15 protein-coding genes are annotated in these 15,681 nt (G+C 30.9%); 4 read left to right on the top strand and 11 right to left on the bottom strand.

The window, feature by feature from the left end; genetic code table 11:
* Positions 1 to 2: 2 nt before the first annotated feature.
* Together CW731_RS01690 and CW731_RS01685 are read right to left on the bottom strand one after the other, a co-directional pair.
* Positions 3 to 1,235 carry an ABC transporter permease gene (locus CW731_RS01690; RefSeq protein ID WP_100945090.1) on the bottom strand — a complete coding sequence of 411 codons (1,233 nt, stop codon included), beginning with the start codon at positions 1,233 to 1,235 and terminating at the stop codon, positions 3 to 5.
* Between the two features lie 2 nt (positions 1,236 to 1,237).
* Positions 1,238 to 1,930, bottom strand: a complete 693-nt coding sequence (locus CW731_RS01685; protein ID WP_100945089.1) for an ABC transporter ATP-binding protein — start codon at positions 1,928 to 1,930, stop codon at positions 1,238 to 1,240.
* A 333-nt stretch (positions 1,931 to 2,263) separates the two neighbouring features.
* On the opposite strand from CW731_RS01685, the gene CW731_RS01680 reads away from it, so the two are divergent.
* Positions 2,264 to 2,677, top strand: coding sequence for a thiol-disulfide oxidoreductase DCC family protein (locus tag CW731_RS01680; protein ID WP_100945088.1), 414 nt, complete (start codon positions 2,264 to 2,266; stop codon positions 2,675 to 2,677).
* A gap of 55 nt (positions 2,678 to 2,732) precedes the next feature.
* On the top strand, positions 2,733 to 3,392 hold the full coding sequence (locus CW731_RS01675; RefSeq protein ID WP_100945087.1) for an HAD family phosphatase: 660 nt from the start codon (positions 2,733 to 2,735) through the stop codon (positions 3,390 to 3,392).
* A 56-nt stretch (positions 3,393 to 3,448) separates the two neighbouring features.
* Here CW731_RS01675 and CW731_RS01670 read toward each other — a convergent pair whose 3' ends face one another.
* The 5 genes from CW731_RS01670 to CW731_RS01650 all read right to left on the bottom strand — a co-directional run bounded on the left by CW731_RS01670 (position 3,449) and on the right by CW731_RS01650 (position 8,351).
* On the bottom strand, positions 3,449 to 4,828 hold the full coding sequence (locus CW731_RS01670) for an aminotransferase class V-fold PLP-dependent enzyme (protein ID WP_100945086.1): 1,380 nt from the start codon (positions 4,826 to 4,828) through the stop codon (positions 3,449 to 3,451).
* Positions 4,829 to 4,860: 32 nt separating this feature from the next.
* A complete protein-coding gene (locus CW731_RS01665) occupies positions 4,861 to 5,394 on the bottom strand; it encodes a cysteine dioxygenase family protein (protein WP_100945085.1) in 534 nt (177 codons plus the stop codon).
* A 450-nt stretch (positions 5,395 to 5,844) separates the two neighbouring features.
* Positions 5,845 to 6,171, bottom strand: a complete 327-nt coding sequence (locus CW731_RS01660; RefSeq protein ID WP_100945084.1) for a hypothetical protein — start codon at positions 6,169 to 6,171, stop codon at positions 5,845 to 5,847.
* A 2-nt stretch (positions 6,172 to 6,173) separates the two neighbouring features.
* The gene (locus tag CW731_RS01655) at positions 6,174 to 7,013 is read right to left on the bottom strand and encodes a sulfurtransferase (protein WP_100945083.1); all 840 of its coding nucleotides are present in this window, start codon (positions 7,011 to 7,013) and stop codon (positions 6,174 to 6,176) included.
* A 9-nt stretch (positions 7,014 to 7,022) separates the two neighbouring features.
* Positions 7,023 to 8,351, bottom strand: a complete 1,329-nt coding sequence (locus CW731_RS01650; protein WP_100945082.1) for a dicarboxylate/amino acid:cation symporter — start codon at positions 8,349 to 8,351, stop codon at positions 7,023 to 7,025.
* A 122-nt stretch (positions 8,352 to 8,473) separates the two neighbouring features.
* On the opposite strand from CW731_RS01650, the gene CW731_RS01645 reads away from it, so the two are divergent.
* Positions 8,474 to 9,112 (top strand): DUF937 domain-containing protein, encoded by a 639-nt coding sequence (locus CW731_RS01645; RefSeq protein ID WP_100945081.1) that lies wholly within the window; start codon positions 8,474 to 8,476, stop codon positions 9,110 to 9,112.
* Positions 9,113 to 9,170: 58 nt separating this feature from the next.
* Here CW731_RS01645 and bshA read toward each other — a convergent pair whose 3' ends face one another.
* The 4 genes from bshA to dnaB form a co-directional block, all read right to left on the bottom strand.
* Positions 9,171 to 10,304, bottom strand: a complete 1,134-nt coding sequence (gene bshA, locus CW731_RS01640) for an N-acetyl-alpha-D-glucosaminyl L-malate synthase BshA (RefSeq protein WP_100945080.1) — start codon at positions 10,302 to 10,304, stop codon at positions 9,171 to 9,173.
* Positions 10,305 to 10,468: 164 nt separating this feature from the next.
* Positions 10,469 to 11,314, bottom strand: a complete 846-nt coding sequence (locus CW731_RS01635; RefSeq protein ID WP_100945079.1) for a transketolase — start codon at positions 11,312 to 11,314, stop codon at positions 10,469 to 10,471.
* A gap of 233 nt (positions 11,315 to 11,547) precedes the next feature.
* On the bottom strand, positions 11,548 to 12,807 hold the full coding sequence (locus CW731_RS01630; protein WP_198519841.1) for an asparagine synthetase B: 1,260 nt from the start codon (positions 12,805 to 12,807) through the stop codon (positions 11,548 to 11,550).
* 71 nt (positions 12,808 to 12,878) lie between these two features.
* Complete coding sequence (gene dnaB / locus CW731_RS01625) at positions 12,879 to 14,393, bottom strand: replicative DNA helicase (protein ID WP_100945077.1); 1,515 nt, start codon at positions 14,391 to 14,393, stop codon at positions 12,879 to 12,881.
* A gap of 138 nt (positions 14,394 to 14,531) precedes the next feature.
* Between dnaB and CW731_RS01620 the strand changes: the two genes are divergently transcribed.
* Complete coding sequence (locus tag CW731_RS01620; RefSeq protein WP_100945076.1) at positions 14,532 to 15,608, top strand: DUF3810 domain-containing protein; 1,077 nt, start codon at positions 14,532 to 14,534, stop codon at positions 15,606 to 15,608.
* Positions 15,609 to 15,681 lie beyond the last annotated feature (73 nt).

The following is a 15,681-nucleotide window of genomic DNA, read 5'->3' as shown; positions in this document are numbered from 1 at the left end:
AATTAATCTGCTCTTAATGCTTCAATAGGTTTAATATTTGCAGCTCTTTTTGCGGGTATATATCCTGCAATTAATCCGGATGTGATTAATACAACAGTAGCGCCAATTACAATACCTGTACTTACACTTGGGTCTTTAATAAAATAATCTTCTTCTAAACTATTGCCAATTAAGCTTAAAATATAAGTTCCTAAAGAAAGCCCTAGATACCCTGCAATGGTTGTAATTAAGACCGATTCTTGCACCACCATACCAACAATAGAAGAAGGTACTGCACCTAATGCTTTTCGAATACCAAATTCTTTTGTTCTTTCTTTAATTACAAAAATCATAATATTAGAAATACCAATAATTCCTGCGACTAAAGTTCCCGAACCAATTAAAATTACAATGGCATATAAAATTCCCATAAACTGGCCAACACCTTTATTTGCCTCTGCCATATTTCTAACAGAAAGTGCACTTTGGTCATCTGGGTGAATATTCATTCTTTTACGTAAATCACGCTCCATTTGATTCCCGAAAGCAATTGCTCTGTCTAAACTTAGATCTGGGCTATATCCTAATGCAACCTGATTAATGTAATCGTTATTACCATACATTCCTTGCGCTGTAGTTAAAGGTATAAATGCTTTTCTTTCTTCATTATCTCCGCCTTCATCAGAAAAAACACCAATCACTAAATAAGAACTTCCATTTACATTTACTCTTTTTCCTAAAGCAGGTCTTTCTCCAAATAAATCTTCTTTGATTAATCTACCAATAACAATAGATTTAGATTTTTCGTTTAAATCTCGCTCATTTAAATACCTTCCTTCATCTATAATTGTTTTTTCTAAAAATTGATGATCTGGATTTACAGCCATTACACTGTAAGAATTTGCTTCATTTTTATATTTAATAGAAAAATTCTTATAAATTCTTGCAGATTTGTATTGTATTTTATCACTATATTCATCTCCAATGTAATCGTAATCTTTATTTTTAAGTTGAATTTGTCTACCTGTTTGTAAACCTTTATAAGGTTTAGAAGTTTTCCAAACACGAACAAACATCGCGTTTTGAGCATCATCTGCAAAAGCACCTTTAAAAGAGTTGCTTAAACCACTCACAATACCAAATAATAATGTAAAAAGTAAAATTGCAAAAGCTACTGTAAAACCAGACATTACAGAACGTAGCCTGTTCTTATTAATACTTTGAAAAATTTCTCTCCATCGATCTAAATCAAACATAATTAAACTGCTTTTGCTGCTTTGGTAAATTCATCACTAATAATAACACCATCCTTTAAACGTACAATTCTTTTGGTCTGTTCTGCAACTTCTTCTTCATGTGTAATTACAAAAACAGTCATTCCTTCGTTATTAATATCTTTTAACAAATCCATTACAGAATCTGTTGTAGTAGAATCTAATGCTCCTGTTGGTTCATCTGCTAAAACAACCTTTGGTTTTGTTACCAAAGCTCTTGCAATGGCAACACGTTGTTTTTGTCCTCCAGAAAGTTCGTTTGGTAAATGATTTGCCCAATCTTTTAAACCAACTTTATCTAAATAGTCTAAAGCTACTTTTAAACGCTCTTTTCTTGCCATTCCTTTATAATACAAAGGCAATGCAACATTTTCTAAAGCCGTTTTGTAAGAGATTAAGTTGAACGATTGAAAAATGAATCCTAAAAATTTGTTTCTTAAAATTGCTGCTTTTTTCTCATTTAAATCTTTTATTAGTTGGCCGTTTAAGTAATAGTTACCTTCGTCATGCACATCTAATAAACCAACAATATTTAATAAAGTAGATTTACCAGAACCTGAAGATCCCATAATAGAAACGAATTCGCCTTCTTTTATATGTAAATCTATTCCTTTTAAAACGTGTAAAGAATCTTTTCCTATTGGGTAAGATTTGTGTAATCCTTCTATTTTAATCATTAGTTGGTTATTTTATATAAAAGTATTGATTGCCATTGGTTAAATTATTAATTTTTTGTTAAAATAAATAACGACAACAACTCGAATACAAACATAAGACGCTTCAAAATAAATTATGTTACAAGAAAATAACTATTTTTTTTAACCGAACTCTAATCGATACCTATTTATAAAAACCTGTGTCCTAATAATGCCTAAAATTAAATTTTTTTTTTAGATTCTTACTTTCTTTAGAATGAAGTTTTAACGGAAATATCTAGTAACCTATAGGAATTGTTTTCGAATTCAAAAAGTTGAAGTATCTTTGTAATTCAAAAAAAATGAAGTTTTTAAATGATTGATATTCCTAAAAATAAGAAAGTAATTTTATTTGATGGTGTTTGTAATTTATGTAATAATTCAGTTACAACAGCCATTAAATACGATAAAAAAAACACTTTTTTATTCGCTGCAATTCAATCTGAAGCAGGTAAAAAAATAATCGATTATTTAAAGATCGATACTTCCAAGACAGATGCTATTATTCTCTATGAACCTGGTGTTTCTTACGACGTAAAATCTACTGCTGCTTTAAAGATAATGTCTAATTTTGGCGGAATTTGGAAACTCACCAATTTGTTATTTATTTTTCCTGAATCCTTTAGAGATCTAGTGTATGATTTTATTGCAAAAAATCGTTACAAATGGTTTGGAAAAAAAGAAAGTTGTGTAATACCAACAAAAGAACTGCAAGCTAAGTTTTTGTAATAAATTACCACAGACTCATAAATTAAAAAACACCCAACTTTAGAAAATTGATGAAATGAAATTAAAAAACAAAGTGAAATGTGTCATTTTTGATATGGATGGCGTTATTATAGATTCTGAAGAAATTCATAAAAAAGCCTATTATGAAACCTTTCACTCTTTAAATGTTACTGTTTCAGAGGCACTCTACAAATCTTTTACCGGTTCTTCTACCATAAATGCTTTTCAGCGTTTGGTCGCTCATTTCAATTTAGATGAAAACCCAAAAGATTTAGTTTTAGATAAGCGCAAACGCTATGTAAATTTCTTTGAAAATGACCCTAATTTACATTTGGTTGAAGGTGTTGAAGAGCTTATAAAATATTTCTACAAGAAAGAAATTACACTGGTTTTGGCTTCTTCATCTGCGATGGTAAATATCGACAGGGTTTTTAACAGGTTTAACTTAAATAAATATTTTACTGCAAAAATTAGTGGAGCAGATTTAAAGGAATCGAAACCAAACCCAGAAATTTTTAATAAAGCAGCTGTTTTAGGTAATACTCCAAAAGAAAACTGTATCGTTATAGAAGATTCCGACAACGGAATAAAGGCTGCAAATGATGCAAATATCTTTGTTTTTGGCTACGCAAATAAAATGTCTGAAGGGCAAACTTTAGAAAGTGCAGATTATGTGATTCATGATTTTAAGAAGCTGAAAAATATTATTTTATAAAAGGTTTACATCAAACTAAATTATATAAAATCAAAATTCTAGATACTCTTCTCATTTTATTTTGTTAAACTTGGAGTTTTTTTAACAAACCCTTCTAAAACTTTAAAGAAATTTAAAATATCTTCCTTTTCATTATTTGCATTTATAGTTACTAGTCTAATAAAAGTATCAGCTTCAAAAGAACCAAAACCAACAACGGTAATTTGATGCTCATACAAAGCTGTACAAAGTACCATTGGATCTACATTTTTATAATTGAAACAAATAGAAATTGAATTATCGAAGCTGTACAAAGTATAATCAGGATTGCTTCTAATGTACTCTAAAGCTACATTTGCCAAATCAAATTGTTGTTCTACAATTTCTTTTAAACCGTTTGTTCCAACAGACTTCCAAAGTGTCCAAAATTTTAAAGCATCATTTCTCCTTCCGCATTGAAACGAAGTTTTACCCAAGTTAAAATCGTCTCCGTCTGTTTGATATAAATAATCTGCATCATTACTAAACGAATCGTGCAATTGTTTTTTATCATTTACCAAAATGATAGAGCACGTTAATGGTGTTCCTAGCATTTTATGTGCATTGTAACTAAATGAATCTGACCGCTCAACTCCTTTTATTAAATGTTTGTATTTCTCACTAAAAATAACACTTCCACAATAAGCACCATCTACGTGCAACCATATTTTATACTTTTCTGTGATATCAGCAATTTTATCAATTGGGTCAAAAGCACCTAAAACTGTTGTTCCTGCGGTAGCATTTACGTAGGTTGGAATAAATCCTTTATCAATATCATCAAGTATTTGTTCTTCCAATTTCTCTGGAATCATGCTTCCTTTAGAATCGGCAATTATATATCTAATATTATTTCTTCCTATACCTGCAAAACTAGCATTCTTAGCTGTTGAATAATGTGATTCTTTAGAAGTGTAAATAATCATCGGTTTCGACATTCCGTTTAATCTACAACTAGGGTCTTTAGCATCACGTCCCATAACCAATGCCATATAATTACTCATAGAACCACCTGTTGGAAACGTACCATTGCTTTTAGAACCATACCCAATTAAATCGCAAGATTGTCTAATAATCTCTTGCTCTATACCAACTTGTGGCCCCGCAACTTTATAAGTATACATACTGTTATTTAACATAACAGCTAATAAATCTCCTAAAATAGCTTTGCTTTGTCTTCCTCCAAAAAGTTGATTAAAAAATAAATTTGTTGCTGTTTTAGGTGTTGATACAAGTACATCACGAAGTAGAGATTTAAAATCATCATCAATCATTGCTCCATTATTTAGCGAAAGATCAATAGTTTCATACAATTTACTCGAATCTATTCTTTTTGCTACCGGATTTTTTTCTTCTTCAATAATTAAAGCTTCTACAAGTTCATTAAATAAAGCTAAATCACTATTAATATTAGACATACTATTTTTTATCTTTTTAATTCTATTATTGATTATGCAATGGTATCATAATCTAAATTTTTACTTACAAAAGTTTTTGAAACCTCATTAAAAACGTTGCATTTACGAATTGGTTTTGCATACAAATGAAGCGACATACTTCTTTTTTTAGATATATTTTCTAACCGATGAAACCCCATAAAATCTTTCATATAGGTAATATCATTCGGTTTCGAAATAGTCGATTTAAAAACAATTAACTTACCAACTTCATCTTGCTTATAAATAGTTTCTTTAAATTCTCCTTCAATAACTTTTACCCAACATTCTTCTCCACCATGATCGTGAATAGATGTTCGATGTCCTTTGCACCAACAGATTAAAATCAATTCAAATTTTTCATTGTCTACAATACAATTTCTAGTATAGCATTCATTAGACCATGAAGCGTATTTTTCAAAAGCATTTGCGTTTAATTTTGTTGAATGTATTATGTGATTGTAAGTCGTCCTCTCTCCTTCTGAAAGCGCAGTTATTAAATCGCTTAATGCTTGAGGAGTTGTAGTGTTATCTTCGTTAGAATTCAAAATAATGTATCGCTTTTTTTTGTTTGTTTAATGTACAAATCCAAGGTCATTCCCTAAATCCAACTAAATAAATTGAGCTAATTTATTAAACTACCCCAATATTCCAAATATAGTAATTTTTAAGCTTTTTAGTTATGTTCTAAACTATTTTTCAATATAATTAAACCTTATTAAATATGAAAATTCATTTTTAGACTTGCAAATTAGTTATAACTAACACAAATATAAATAACTAAGCAAGAGCTTAATTTAGCATTTAAAACAGTTTTAGAAATAACTTTTTATGATACTTTAATTTCTAACCGAGGTTATTTAATTTAGATAAAACGGTCTAAGAATCAAGATTAATAAATTACTTTGAAAGATATTATTTTTAAAAATAACATAAAAAAACTCAAGTTATTACTTGAGTTTTTTTATGTTATTCAAAAGACCAAGACTTCACCAATACTAGCCTATCATTTTCTTTAAAATTGTAAACACTTTTTTTTCTAAAATATCGACAGAACCATCAGCAAAAAAAACTTGTTTTACATCTCTTAACAACCTGTCTTTTTCTTCCTGAGAAAATTGATTCTCTGACATGTAATGTTGAATTTTATTCAAATTATCTTCATCTGAATCTACCACAACTTCTGTATGAATCCTATGAAATGTCTTTTCGTCTATTTTGGTACGAATATAATTCTGTTCAGAAATGTCTTCTACATGATTGCAATGTGCCGCATACAAAAGTACATACGCTTCAAACTCTTTTCTAGTCCAATTTAAATTCATATTTATAAAGCTATTGGTAAATTATCTGTACTTCCCCACTCCGTCCAAGATCCGTCATAAACGGCAACGTTTTCTACCTCCGCAATTGTTGCCCCTAAAGCTAAAATAGCTGCCGTTATTCCTGAACCACAAGTAAAAATAAGTGTTGTTTTATTTTTAAAATCACTAAAAATATTTGTCAATTCAACATCAGATTTCATTTTTCCGTTTTCTAAGATTTCACCAAAAGGCAAACTCACAGAATTCGGAATATGTCCGCTTTTTAAGTCTTTTCTTGGCTCTGCTGCTGTTCCGTAGAATCTTCCATTAGAACGAGCATCAACAATTAAAACGTTTTTATCATTTATGGATTCTAGAACATCTTTGGTATATTTTAATTTTTCTGATTGATAAGCAACTTTAAAATTTCCTTTTTTTGGTTGATGCACCTCTGGCTGTTGAATAGGAAAGTTTTTAGCTTTCCATGCAGGTAAACCACCATCTAAGACCGCTACATTTTTAAAGCCCATTAACTGAAACATCCACCAAACTCTTGGTGAAGAATAGATTCCCAAATCGTCATAACAAACCAATATAGCCTCTTTATGAATTCCTAATTCTTGTGCTTTTTCTTCAAATTCTTTTGGAGATAAGACAGTATTAGGCAACGCTGCATTTTTATCAGAAAAACTATTTTTTATATCAAAAAAAACAGTACCTCTAATTTGTGTTTTCTCTTCCGTAACTATTGTATTCGCTGTTACTTTCGGAATTGTACAATCTAAAATAATGAGATTTTCATCTTCTAAATTGTCTTTCAACCAATCTACAGAAACTAAAGGATGTTTAATTTTTAATGACATTATAAGGTGCTATTTTACTTTATCATAATTATCATCCCATTTTTTTTCTTTCGGATTATCTCTTAGTTTCCCTAAAGATTTTGCAACCAACATAGAAACCGTAGCATCTCCTGTAACATTTACAGTAGTTCTCATCATATCTAAAGGTCTGTCTACTGCAAAAATTAACGCCAAACCAATTGGCAATAATTCTTCAGGGAAACCGATTGATTCTAATACAATTACCAACATAACCATACCTGCACTTGGTACAGCCGCCGAACCAATAGATGCCAATAATGCTGTTAAAACAATAACCACCTGGTTTGAAAAGGTTAAACCTTCAGGCCAAATTACTTGCATAATAAATACCGCAGCAATTGCTTGGTATAGACTTGTTCCGTCCATATTTATAGTTGCTCCTACTGGTAGAACAAAACCTGAAACTTCTTTGTCTACCCCTAAATGCTCCTCTACTCTTTCCATAGTTACCGGTAATGTTGCTGCACTCGAACTTGTAGAAAATGCTAATAATTGTGCTGGACTTATTTGCTTTAAAAACCATAAAGGTGATTTTTTTGTATAAACACTCACAAGAATTAAATAGAAACCAATCATTAATAATAATCCGCCAACTACACAAAGTGCATACACTAATAATTTTAATAAGATTTCGGTATCATCAAAAGCAATAATTACGTTTGCTAACAATGCAAATACGGCATAAGGCGCAAAAAGCATAATTAAATCGACCATTTTCATGACCATTTCATTTAAAGAATCAAAGAAATCTACTAATGGTTTCGCTTTTTTCTCTGGAATTAATAACAAAGAAATTCCTACAAACATTGCAAAAAAGATAATTTGCAACATACTTGCATCTACAAAAGATTGAAAAATATTGCTAGGAAAAATATCTACTAGAGCTTGCAATGGTCCTGCGTCTTTTTGAGCAGATGCTTTTACTAATTTATCTGTTACCCCTAAATCTGTTTCATATTTAGATTTAATCTTCTCAATGGTGTCAGCAGACATTCCTGCTCCTGGTTTTACAATATTTACAATTCCTAAACCAATAATAATTGCAATTAATGTTGTACCTATATATATAGTAATGGTTCTTAAACCCATTTTCTTAATTTTAGAGATATCTTTTAAATCTGATATTCCTTTAATTAATGAGGCTAATATTAATGGAACTGCAATTAATTTTAATAGATTAATAAATATGGTTCCGAACGGTTTAATCCAATCTGTAACAAAACCCTTTCCTCCATCAACAGTATTCATTATAAAACCAAAAACGATACCTAATACCATTCCTATTAAAATCTTCCAGTGTAATGCTAATTTCTTCATTAAGTTATTTAAATTATTTAGATTGTGAAAGATAAAAAAATAATTAAAAAATGAGGTGACTTTATTTGTATATTGTGTCATAAAATTAGAAAACATTCATATTAATTATTAAAAACATAAAAATGGCAGGTATTTTAGACTTATTAGGTAGTGATTTAGGAAAACAAATTATTTCTGGAGTAGCAGGTTCTACTGGAAATGATTCAAATAAAACAAGTAGTGTTTTAACAATGGCTTTACCAGTATTAATGAAAGCTATGGAAAGAAATGCTTCTACTCCTGAAGGTGCAGAAGGCTTAATGGGTGCTTTATCGGGTAAACATGATGGTGGTATTTTAGACAACCTTGGTGGTTTGTTTGGTGGTGGAGTTGATGAAAGTGTAAAACAAGACGGAGCTGGAATTTTAAGTCATATATTAGGAAACAAACAGCAAGGTGTAGAACAGGTTATTGGTCAGAAATCTGGCTTAGATGCTGGTTCTGTTGCAAATATTTTAAAAGTTGCTGCACCAATTTTAATGGGAGTTTTAGCAAAAGAGAAGAAAGAGCAAAATATAAGCAACTCTGGAGATTTAACAGGTCTTTTGGGAGGTTTATTAGGTGGAAATTCTGTTGATAACGATCAAAGTTTCTTAGAAAAAATATTAGATGCAGATGGTGACGGAAGCGTTATTGATGATGTTGCTGGTATGGTTTTAGGAGGAAGCAATAAAAAATCTGGTGGGCTTGGTGGTTTATTAGGCGGTCTTTTTGGAAAATAAAAGAACCAAATTTCTAATATAAAAAAAGCTCAAACATTTATTTGTTTGAGCTTTTTTATTAAACTTTACTTTTATAACAAGACTTATAAACCTCTTCATACACAGGAAGTATACTTTCTAAAGAAAACTGCCTCGTATGTTTTTTTGCATTATGTTTAAATCTGTCTAAAGTTGCATCATCTTTTACAATTGAAATAGCATTTTTTGCCATATCCACAACATCTCCCAAATTACTTAAATAACCTGTTTCACCATGAATATTAACCTCTGGCAAACCACCAGTATTTGTAGAAATTACAGCAGTTCCTGCAGCCATTGCTTCTAAAGCAGCCAAACCAAAACTTTCCGTTTGAGAAGGCAATAAAAAAACATCTGTGTAACATAAGATTTTAGCTACCTCTGTACTGTTTCCTAAAAAGAAAACATCTTTAGTTAATTTTAATTCTTTTACTAATTTTTCTGCCTTTGCTCTTTCTGGTCCTTCACCAATCATTAATAATTTAGACGGAATTTCTTTTCTTACTTCACTAAAAATACGAACAACATCTTCTACTCTCTTTACAGGTCTAAAATTACTAACATGTGTAAAAATTCTTTCATTTGGTTTTGCTAATGCAATACGTTTACAATCTTCTTTATCTGCATTCTCATATTTCTCTACATCAATAAAATTATAAATTACTTTTATATCTTTAGTTATGTTAAACAACTTATTTGTAGTTTCTTTTAAACTGTTAGAAACGGCAGTTACAACGTCAGAATTATTAATACTAAACTCTACAGCTGTTTTGTATGTTGGATGGCTTCCTACTAAAGTAATATCTGTTCCATGAAGTGTAGTTACAACTCTTACATCTAAGCCTTTTTCTTTTAGCATTTGTTTTGCCATATAAGCAGCATATGCATGTGGTATTGCATAATGTACATGTAAAACTTCTAGCTCGTGTTTTCTAACAACTTCTACCATTTTACTTGACAAAGCTAATTCATAGGGTTGATATTCAAAAAGTGGATATTCTTCTATAACCACTTGATGAAAATGCAAATTGTGAGATAGAAAGTCTAAACGAACAGGCTGATTATACGTTATAAAATGTACTTCATGACCTTTGTTTGCCAAAGCCATTCCTAACTCTGTAGCTACTACTCCACTTCCACCAAATGTTGGATAACATACAATACCTATTTTCATGTAATTATTGAAATATTAAATGATTTAAAATTGAATTAATTCTAATTTCTTAGTTGTAAAGATAAAGGTATTCTTACATTCTTATTCTAAATAAAAGCATAAAAAAAGAGCTGTTCATTTAAAATAAACAACTCTTTTTAGTATTTTAATCTTTAAATAGCTTTCTAGTAATCTCCTAAAGTTTCAGCATTTTGAGATAAAGCATTCTCTAATTGTTCGTCACTAGGTGCTTTACCGTGCCACGCATGCGTATGCATCATAAAGTCTACTCCGTTCCCCATTTCTGTATGTAATAAAATACAAACTGGTTTTCCTTTTCCTGTTAAAGATTTTGCTTCTGCTAAAGCAGCCAAAATAGTTTCAATATCATTTCCTTTTTCAACATCTAAAACAGTCCAATCAAAAGCTTCAAATTTTGCTTTTAAACTACCCATTGCTAAAACATCATCAGTAGTACCATCAATTTGTTTTTCATTTAAATCGATTGTACAAATAATATTATCAACTTTTTTTGCTGATGCATACATAATTGCTTCCCAGTTTTGCCCTTCTTGCAGCTCACCGTCACCATGTAAAGTATATATTATTTTATCATCTCCATTTAATTTTTTAGCTTGTGCAGCTCCTAAACCAACAGACATTCCTTGCCCTAAAGAACCAGAAGCAATTCTTACTCCAGGTAAACCTTCATGAGTTGTAGGGTGCCCTTGTAATCTTGAATCTAACAATCTAAAAGTTGCTAACTCAGATACAGGGAAAAAGCCACTGTGTGCCAAAACACTATAAAAAACAGGTGAAATATGTCCGTTAGATAAAAAGAATAAATCTTCATTTTTACCATCCATTGTAAAGTCTGTAGAATACTCCATTACTTCTTGATACAAACAAGTAATAAACTCTGCACACCCTAAAGAACCTCCTGGATGACCAGAATTCACTTTGTGTACCATTCTTAAAATATCTCTACGAACTTGTTGCGTAAAATCTTGTAATTGTTGTGTTGTTGGCATTTTGTTATTTTAATTTATGGCAACAAAAATACGAAAGTGATTGGATTTGTTTTCAATTTATATTTTATTTATTGAAGTTTTATTAACAGTTTCTATTTTCTTTAATAAATAATTTTTTTTTCTTGGTATTGATTGAGTGCGTTAGGGATTGAAGTGAAAATCCTTTTGCCTTTTTTAAGGCAAAAGATTGTAGCGAAAAGCCCGCTCGAACGCCAAAAAAAACAATTAATAAATTATGTTTTCTGCTTTTTCTTTTTTGCTGCAGGAAACAACACGTTGTTCAAAATTAAACGATAACCAGGTGAAGTTGGGTGTAAATCCAATTCAGTTTTTGGATCACCAACTCTGTGTGTGTAATCTTCCGGGTCATGGCCTCCGTAGAAAGTAAACATTCCTTTTCCTTTGGTTCCGTGAATGTAACGTGCTTCTCTGTTCACTTTATTTTCACCCAAAACCAAGACATTGCTTTTTACTGTATTTCTATCGAACGAAGTTGTTTGCCCCATAAATCCTTTTACTAAAGTGGTATGATTTTGCGTTAACATGGTTGGTACCGGATCCCATTTAGCCGAAAATTCGACCAAAGAAAAATAATCTGAAGTTTTAGTAATTTTACGCTTGCTCGTCATATCTATCGATGAAAACTCATAGGTAGTTGGACTTCTAATTAATTGATAATCTTTAAATGCAAATGTTTTATTGTAGTTTATTTGAGATTGATAATTTGGTGTAGAGGCATCTCCATCGAACATTGCTTCAGCAATATCAACATCTTCTGCTGAAAGTGCAATATCGAAACTATCGGTTGCAGAACACATGGCGAACATAAAGCCACCACCAACAACATAATCTCTAATCTTTTTAGCAACTGCTAATTTTTCTTGTGAAACTTTAGAATACCCAAGTTCTTTTGCTAATTTTTCTGCCCTTTGTTTTCCTTCAATATACCAAGGTGCTGTTCTAAAAGAACCATAAAATCGTCCATATTGACCTGTAAAATCTTCATGATGCAAGTGCAACCATTCATAAATGAGTAGCTTATCTTCTAAAACCTCTTTATCGTAAATAACATCAAAAGGAATTTCTGCATAGGTTAAAACCATGGTTACAGCATCGTCCCAAGGCATTTTGTCTTTTGGTGAATACACAGCAATTTTAGGTGCTTTTTCTAAAGTTACCGCATCTTGATTAGAAGATGGTGCTGCAATTTCTTGTAAAATCAATTGCGCTTTTGCATCAGAAATAACTTGATAAGAAACACCTCGAATTTTACATTCGTTTTCTACAATTTTATTGTTTTCAATTAAAAATGCACCTCCATCGTAATTTAATAACCATTTCGATTTTAAACCCGCTTCTAAAGAGAAAAAGATAATTCCGTATGCTTTTAAATGGTTTTTCTGATTATCACTATTCATGGGTACATATATAAAAGATGCCCAAATTGAGTTTGAAATGAATAGAAATGCTAGAATTGTTAAGAGTTTTTTCATATCAAAAACTAAAATACACAATTACTCTGAAGCAATTGTGTATTTCTATAATTTTATAAATTCTTTAATATTTAAAAAGGAACATCTGTATCACCAAAAGCGTCTTTTGGATCAATTCCTCCTCCTTCAGAAAAAGGATCATCAGGGAAATCTGCATTCATAGAAGATTGAAATTCTGAACTAAAACCTTCTTCTAAATCAGAGAATTTTGCTAAATGTCCTGTAAATTTCAAACGAATATTATCCAATCCACCATTTCTGTGTTTTGCAACAATAAATTCTCCTTGTCCTTCACATGGCGTATGCTCATCATCATCCCACTCTGTCATTCCGTAATATTCTGGACGGAAAATAAATGATACAATATCTGCATCTTGCTCAATTGCACCAGATTCACGTAAATCGGATAATAAAGGTCTTTTACTTCCTCCACGCGTTTCTACAGCACGTGATAACTGAGAAAGTGCAATTACAGGAACTTCCAATTCTTTTGCCAAGGCTTTCAAATTTCGAGAAATCATAGAGATTTCTTGTTCACGATTTCCACCAGCTTTTCCACCAGCAGTCATTAATTGTAAATAATCAATTACAATAATTTTAACGCCGTGTTGTGAAACCAAACGTCTTGCTTTTGCACGTAAATCGAATACAGAAAGAGAAGGCGTATCATCAATAAAAATAGGTGCATCCGATAATTTCTTAACTTTTACATTTAATTGTTCCCATTCATGAGGCTCTAAATTTCCTTTTCTTAATTTTTCTGAAGTCAAACCTGTTTCCGAAGAAATCATACGTGTAATTAACTGTACAGAAGACATCTCTAATGAGAATACTGCAACACCATGACCAAAATCAATTGCCATATTTTTTGCCATCGAAATTACAAATGCCGTTTTTCCCATACCAGGACGTGCGGCTATAATTACTAAATCGGACGGTTGCCAACCAGAAGTTAACGCATCTAATTTGGTAAAACCTGTTTCTAAACCAGACATTCCTTCCGAATTTCCAATTTCTTGAATCTTCGCTAATGCTTGTTTTACTAGTGAACCTGCAGCTTCAGAACTCTTTTTTAAATTACCTTGGGTAACTTCAAAAAGTTTTGCTTCGGCATCATCTAATAATTCGAAAACGTCTGTACTTTCATCATACGCATTTTCTATAATCTCGCTTGAAATGGAAATTAATTTACGTTGAATAAATTTTTGAAGGATAATTCTAGCATGGAACTCAATATGCGCAGAAGAGGCTACTTTCTGAGTTAAACGAATCAAAAATAAATCGCCACCAACAAATTCTAATTTTCCGTTCTTCTTCAACAGATTAGAAACCGTTAATAAATCAATCGGTTCAGAATTCTGAAACAATTCATAAATAGCAGCATAGACTTCATGGTGTTTCTGATCATAAAAAGCATCTGCACTTAAGACGTCAATTACATCATCAATTCCTTTTTTATCAATCATCATTGCACCTAGCACAGCTTCTTCTAGTTCTACTGCCTGCGGCGGAATCTTTCCTTTTTCAAGACTGATAATCCTACTTTTATCTATCTTTTTCCCTTCGATTGCCTTCGTTTTTTCCATGGCTACAAATGTACTTTTTTACTTTGTTAGATGTTTCTAAATTGTAACTTTTATTTGTTGACATTTATTGTAAACTAAATTGTTATTATCTTGTTAATAACCAGTCAACTTCTATTTTGAATTCTTATTTTTACCCAAATGAAAATAAATAAAAGACATCTTTTTCTAACTATTTTTCTTCCAATTCAGGTGTTATTAGTACAAATAGCTGCCAAAAACCCTGCCTTTATAGAGCGTTATTATTCCAACGGAATCTATCCTCCTATTGCTTATTTTTTAAGAATTCTACTGGGTTGGCTTCCTTTTTCTTTTGGCGATGTACTTCTTGCCTTTCTACTATTTATTTTTCTTCGTTTTATAATTCGATTGATAAAAACGCGATTCAGAAATTTTGTTCCTAAGATTATTCATTTTACTGCAATTTTATCGATCCTTTATTTTTGCTTTTATCTTTTCTGGGGATTAAACTATTACAGAGAACCTTTGGCGAAAAACCTACAATATCAACAAAAAAAATACACCACTGCACAACTTCAAAAAGTGACAGAACAAATAATCGAAAAACTGAATTACTATCAATTTGAAATTACAAAAAACGATACTTTAAAGGTTGAAAATAAGTATCACCCAAAAGAAATGTACACAATGGCAATTGCAGGTTATAAAAATTTATCAGTAGATTTTCCGCAGTTAAAATATCAACACAAATCTGTAAAGAGTTCTTTAATGAGTTTATTACAAACTTATAATGGTACTTCTGGTTATTTGAATCCTATAACGGGTGAGGCACAAGTAAATGATCGAATTCCTAAAACGAGTTATCCAACAACGGTTTGTCATGAAATGGCACATCAAATAGGATTCGCAGCAGAAAATGAAGCTAATTTTGTTGGTTTTTTAGCAGCTACATATAATGACGATCTTTATTTTAAATATGCAAGTTATAGAATGGCTTTGGGTTATTGTATTTCTGAACTTAGAAAACGAGACAAAAATCAATCCAAAGAGCTTTGGCGAAATGTAAACAAAGGAATTTGGAAAGATTTTAACGCTAGTTATCTATTTTGGGAAGAATATAAAAATCCGTTTGAGCCTATTGTAAAAAAAGGCTACAATGCTTATTTAAAAGCGAATAAACAAGACAAAGGAATTGAATCTTATAATTATGTGGTAGATTTATTAATCACTTATTTAGAAACTTCTAAAGATATCTAAATTTCTTAAATTTTTGTTAAAGTAATTTCTTTTAACAAATTACAAATTGCTTCTAATTAAATTTAACGCAATT

Origin of the sequence: Polaribacter sp. ALD11, from assembly GCF_002831685.1 — a bacterium.
GTDB lineage: Bacteria > Bacteroidota > Bacteroidia > Flavobacteriales > Flavobacteriaceae > Polaribacter.
Note: the sequence above shows the minus strand (reverse complement) of the source record. Positions and strands in the feature narration are given on the sequence as shown.

Bases quoted from the DNA above. Each gene is read 5' to 3' on its own strand.
- CW731_RS01690 (WP_100945090.1), bottom strand. From the start codon at position 1,235: ATGTTTGATTTAGATCGATGGAGAGAAATTTTTCAAAGTATTAATAAG.
- CW731_RS01685 (WP_100945089.1), bottom strand. From the start codon at position 1,930: ATGATTAAAATAGAAGGATTACACAAATCTTACCCAATAGGAAAAGAT.
- CW731_RS01680 (WP_100945088.1), top strand. From the start codon at position 2,264: ATGATTGATATTCCTAAAAATAAGAAAGTAATTTTATTTGATGGTGTT.
- CW731_RS01675 (WP_100945087.1), top strand. From the start codon at position 2,733: ATGAAATTAAAAAACAAAGTGAAATGTGTCATTTTTGATATGGATGGC.
- CW731_RS01670 (WP_100945086.1), bottom strand. From the start codon at position 4,828: ATGTCTAATATTAATAGTGATTTAGCTTTATTTAATGAACTTGTAGAA.
- CW731_RS01660 (WP_100945084.1), bottom strand. From the start codon at position 6,171: ATGAATTTAAATTGGACTAGAAAAGAGTTTGAAGCGTATGTACTTTTG.
- CW731_RS01655 (WP_100945083.1), bottom strand. From the start codon at position 7,013: ATGTCATTAAAAATTAAACATCCTTTAGTTTCTGTAGATTGGTTGAAA.
- CW731_RS01650 (WP_100945082.1), bottom strand. From the start codon at position 8,351: ATGAAGAAATTAGCATTACACTGGAAGATTTTAATAGGAATGGTATTA.
- CW731_RS01645 (WP_100945081.1), top strand. From the start codon at position 8,474: ATGGCAGGTATTTTAGACTTATTAGGTAGTGATTTAGGAAAACAAATT.
- bshA (WP_100945080.1), bottom strand. From the start codon at position 10,304: ATGAAAATAGGTATTGTATGTTATCCAACATTTGGTGGAAGTGGAGTA.
- CW731_RS01635 (WP_100945079.1), bottom strand. From the start codon at position 11,314: ATGCCAACAACACAACAATTACAAGATTTTACGCAACAAGTTCGTAGA.
- CW731_RS01630 (WP_198519841.1), bottom strand. From the start codon at position 12,807: ATGAAAAAACTCTTAACAATTCTAGCATTTCTATTCATTTCAAACTCA.
- dnaB (WP_100945077.1), bottom strand. From the start codon at position 14,393: ATGGAAAAAACGAAGGCAATCGAAGGGAAAAAGATAGATAAAAGTAGG.
- CW731_RS01620 (WP_100945076.1), top strand. From the start codon at position 14,532: ATGAAAATAAATAAAAGACATCTTTTTCTAACTATTTTTCTTCCAATT.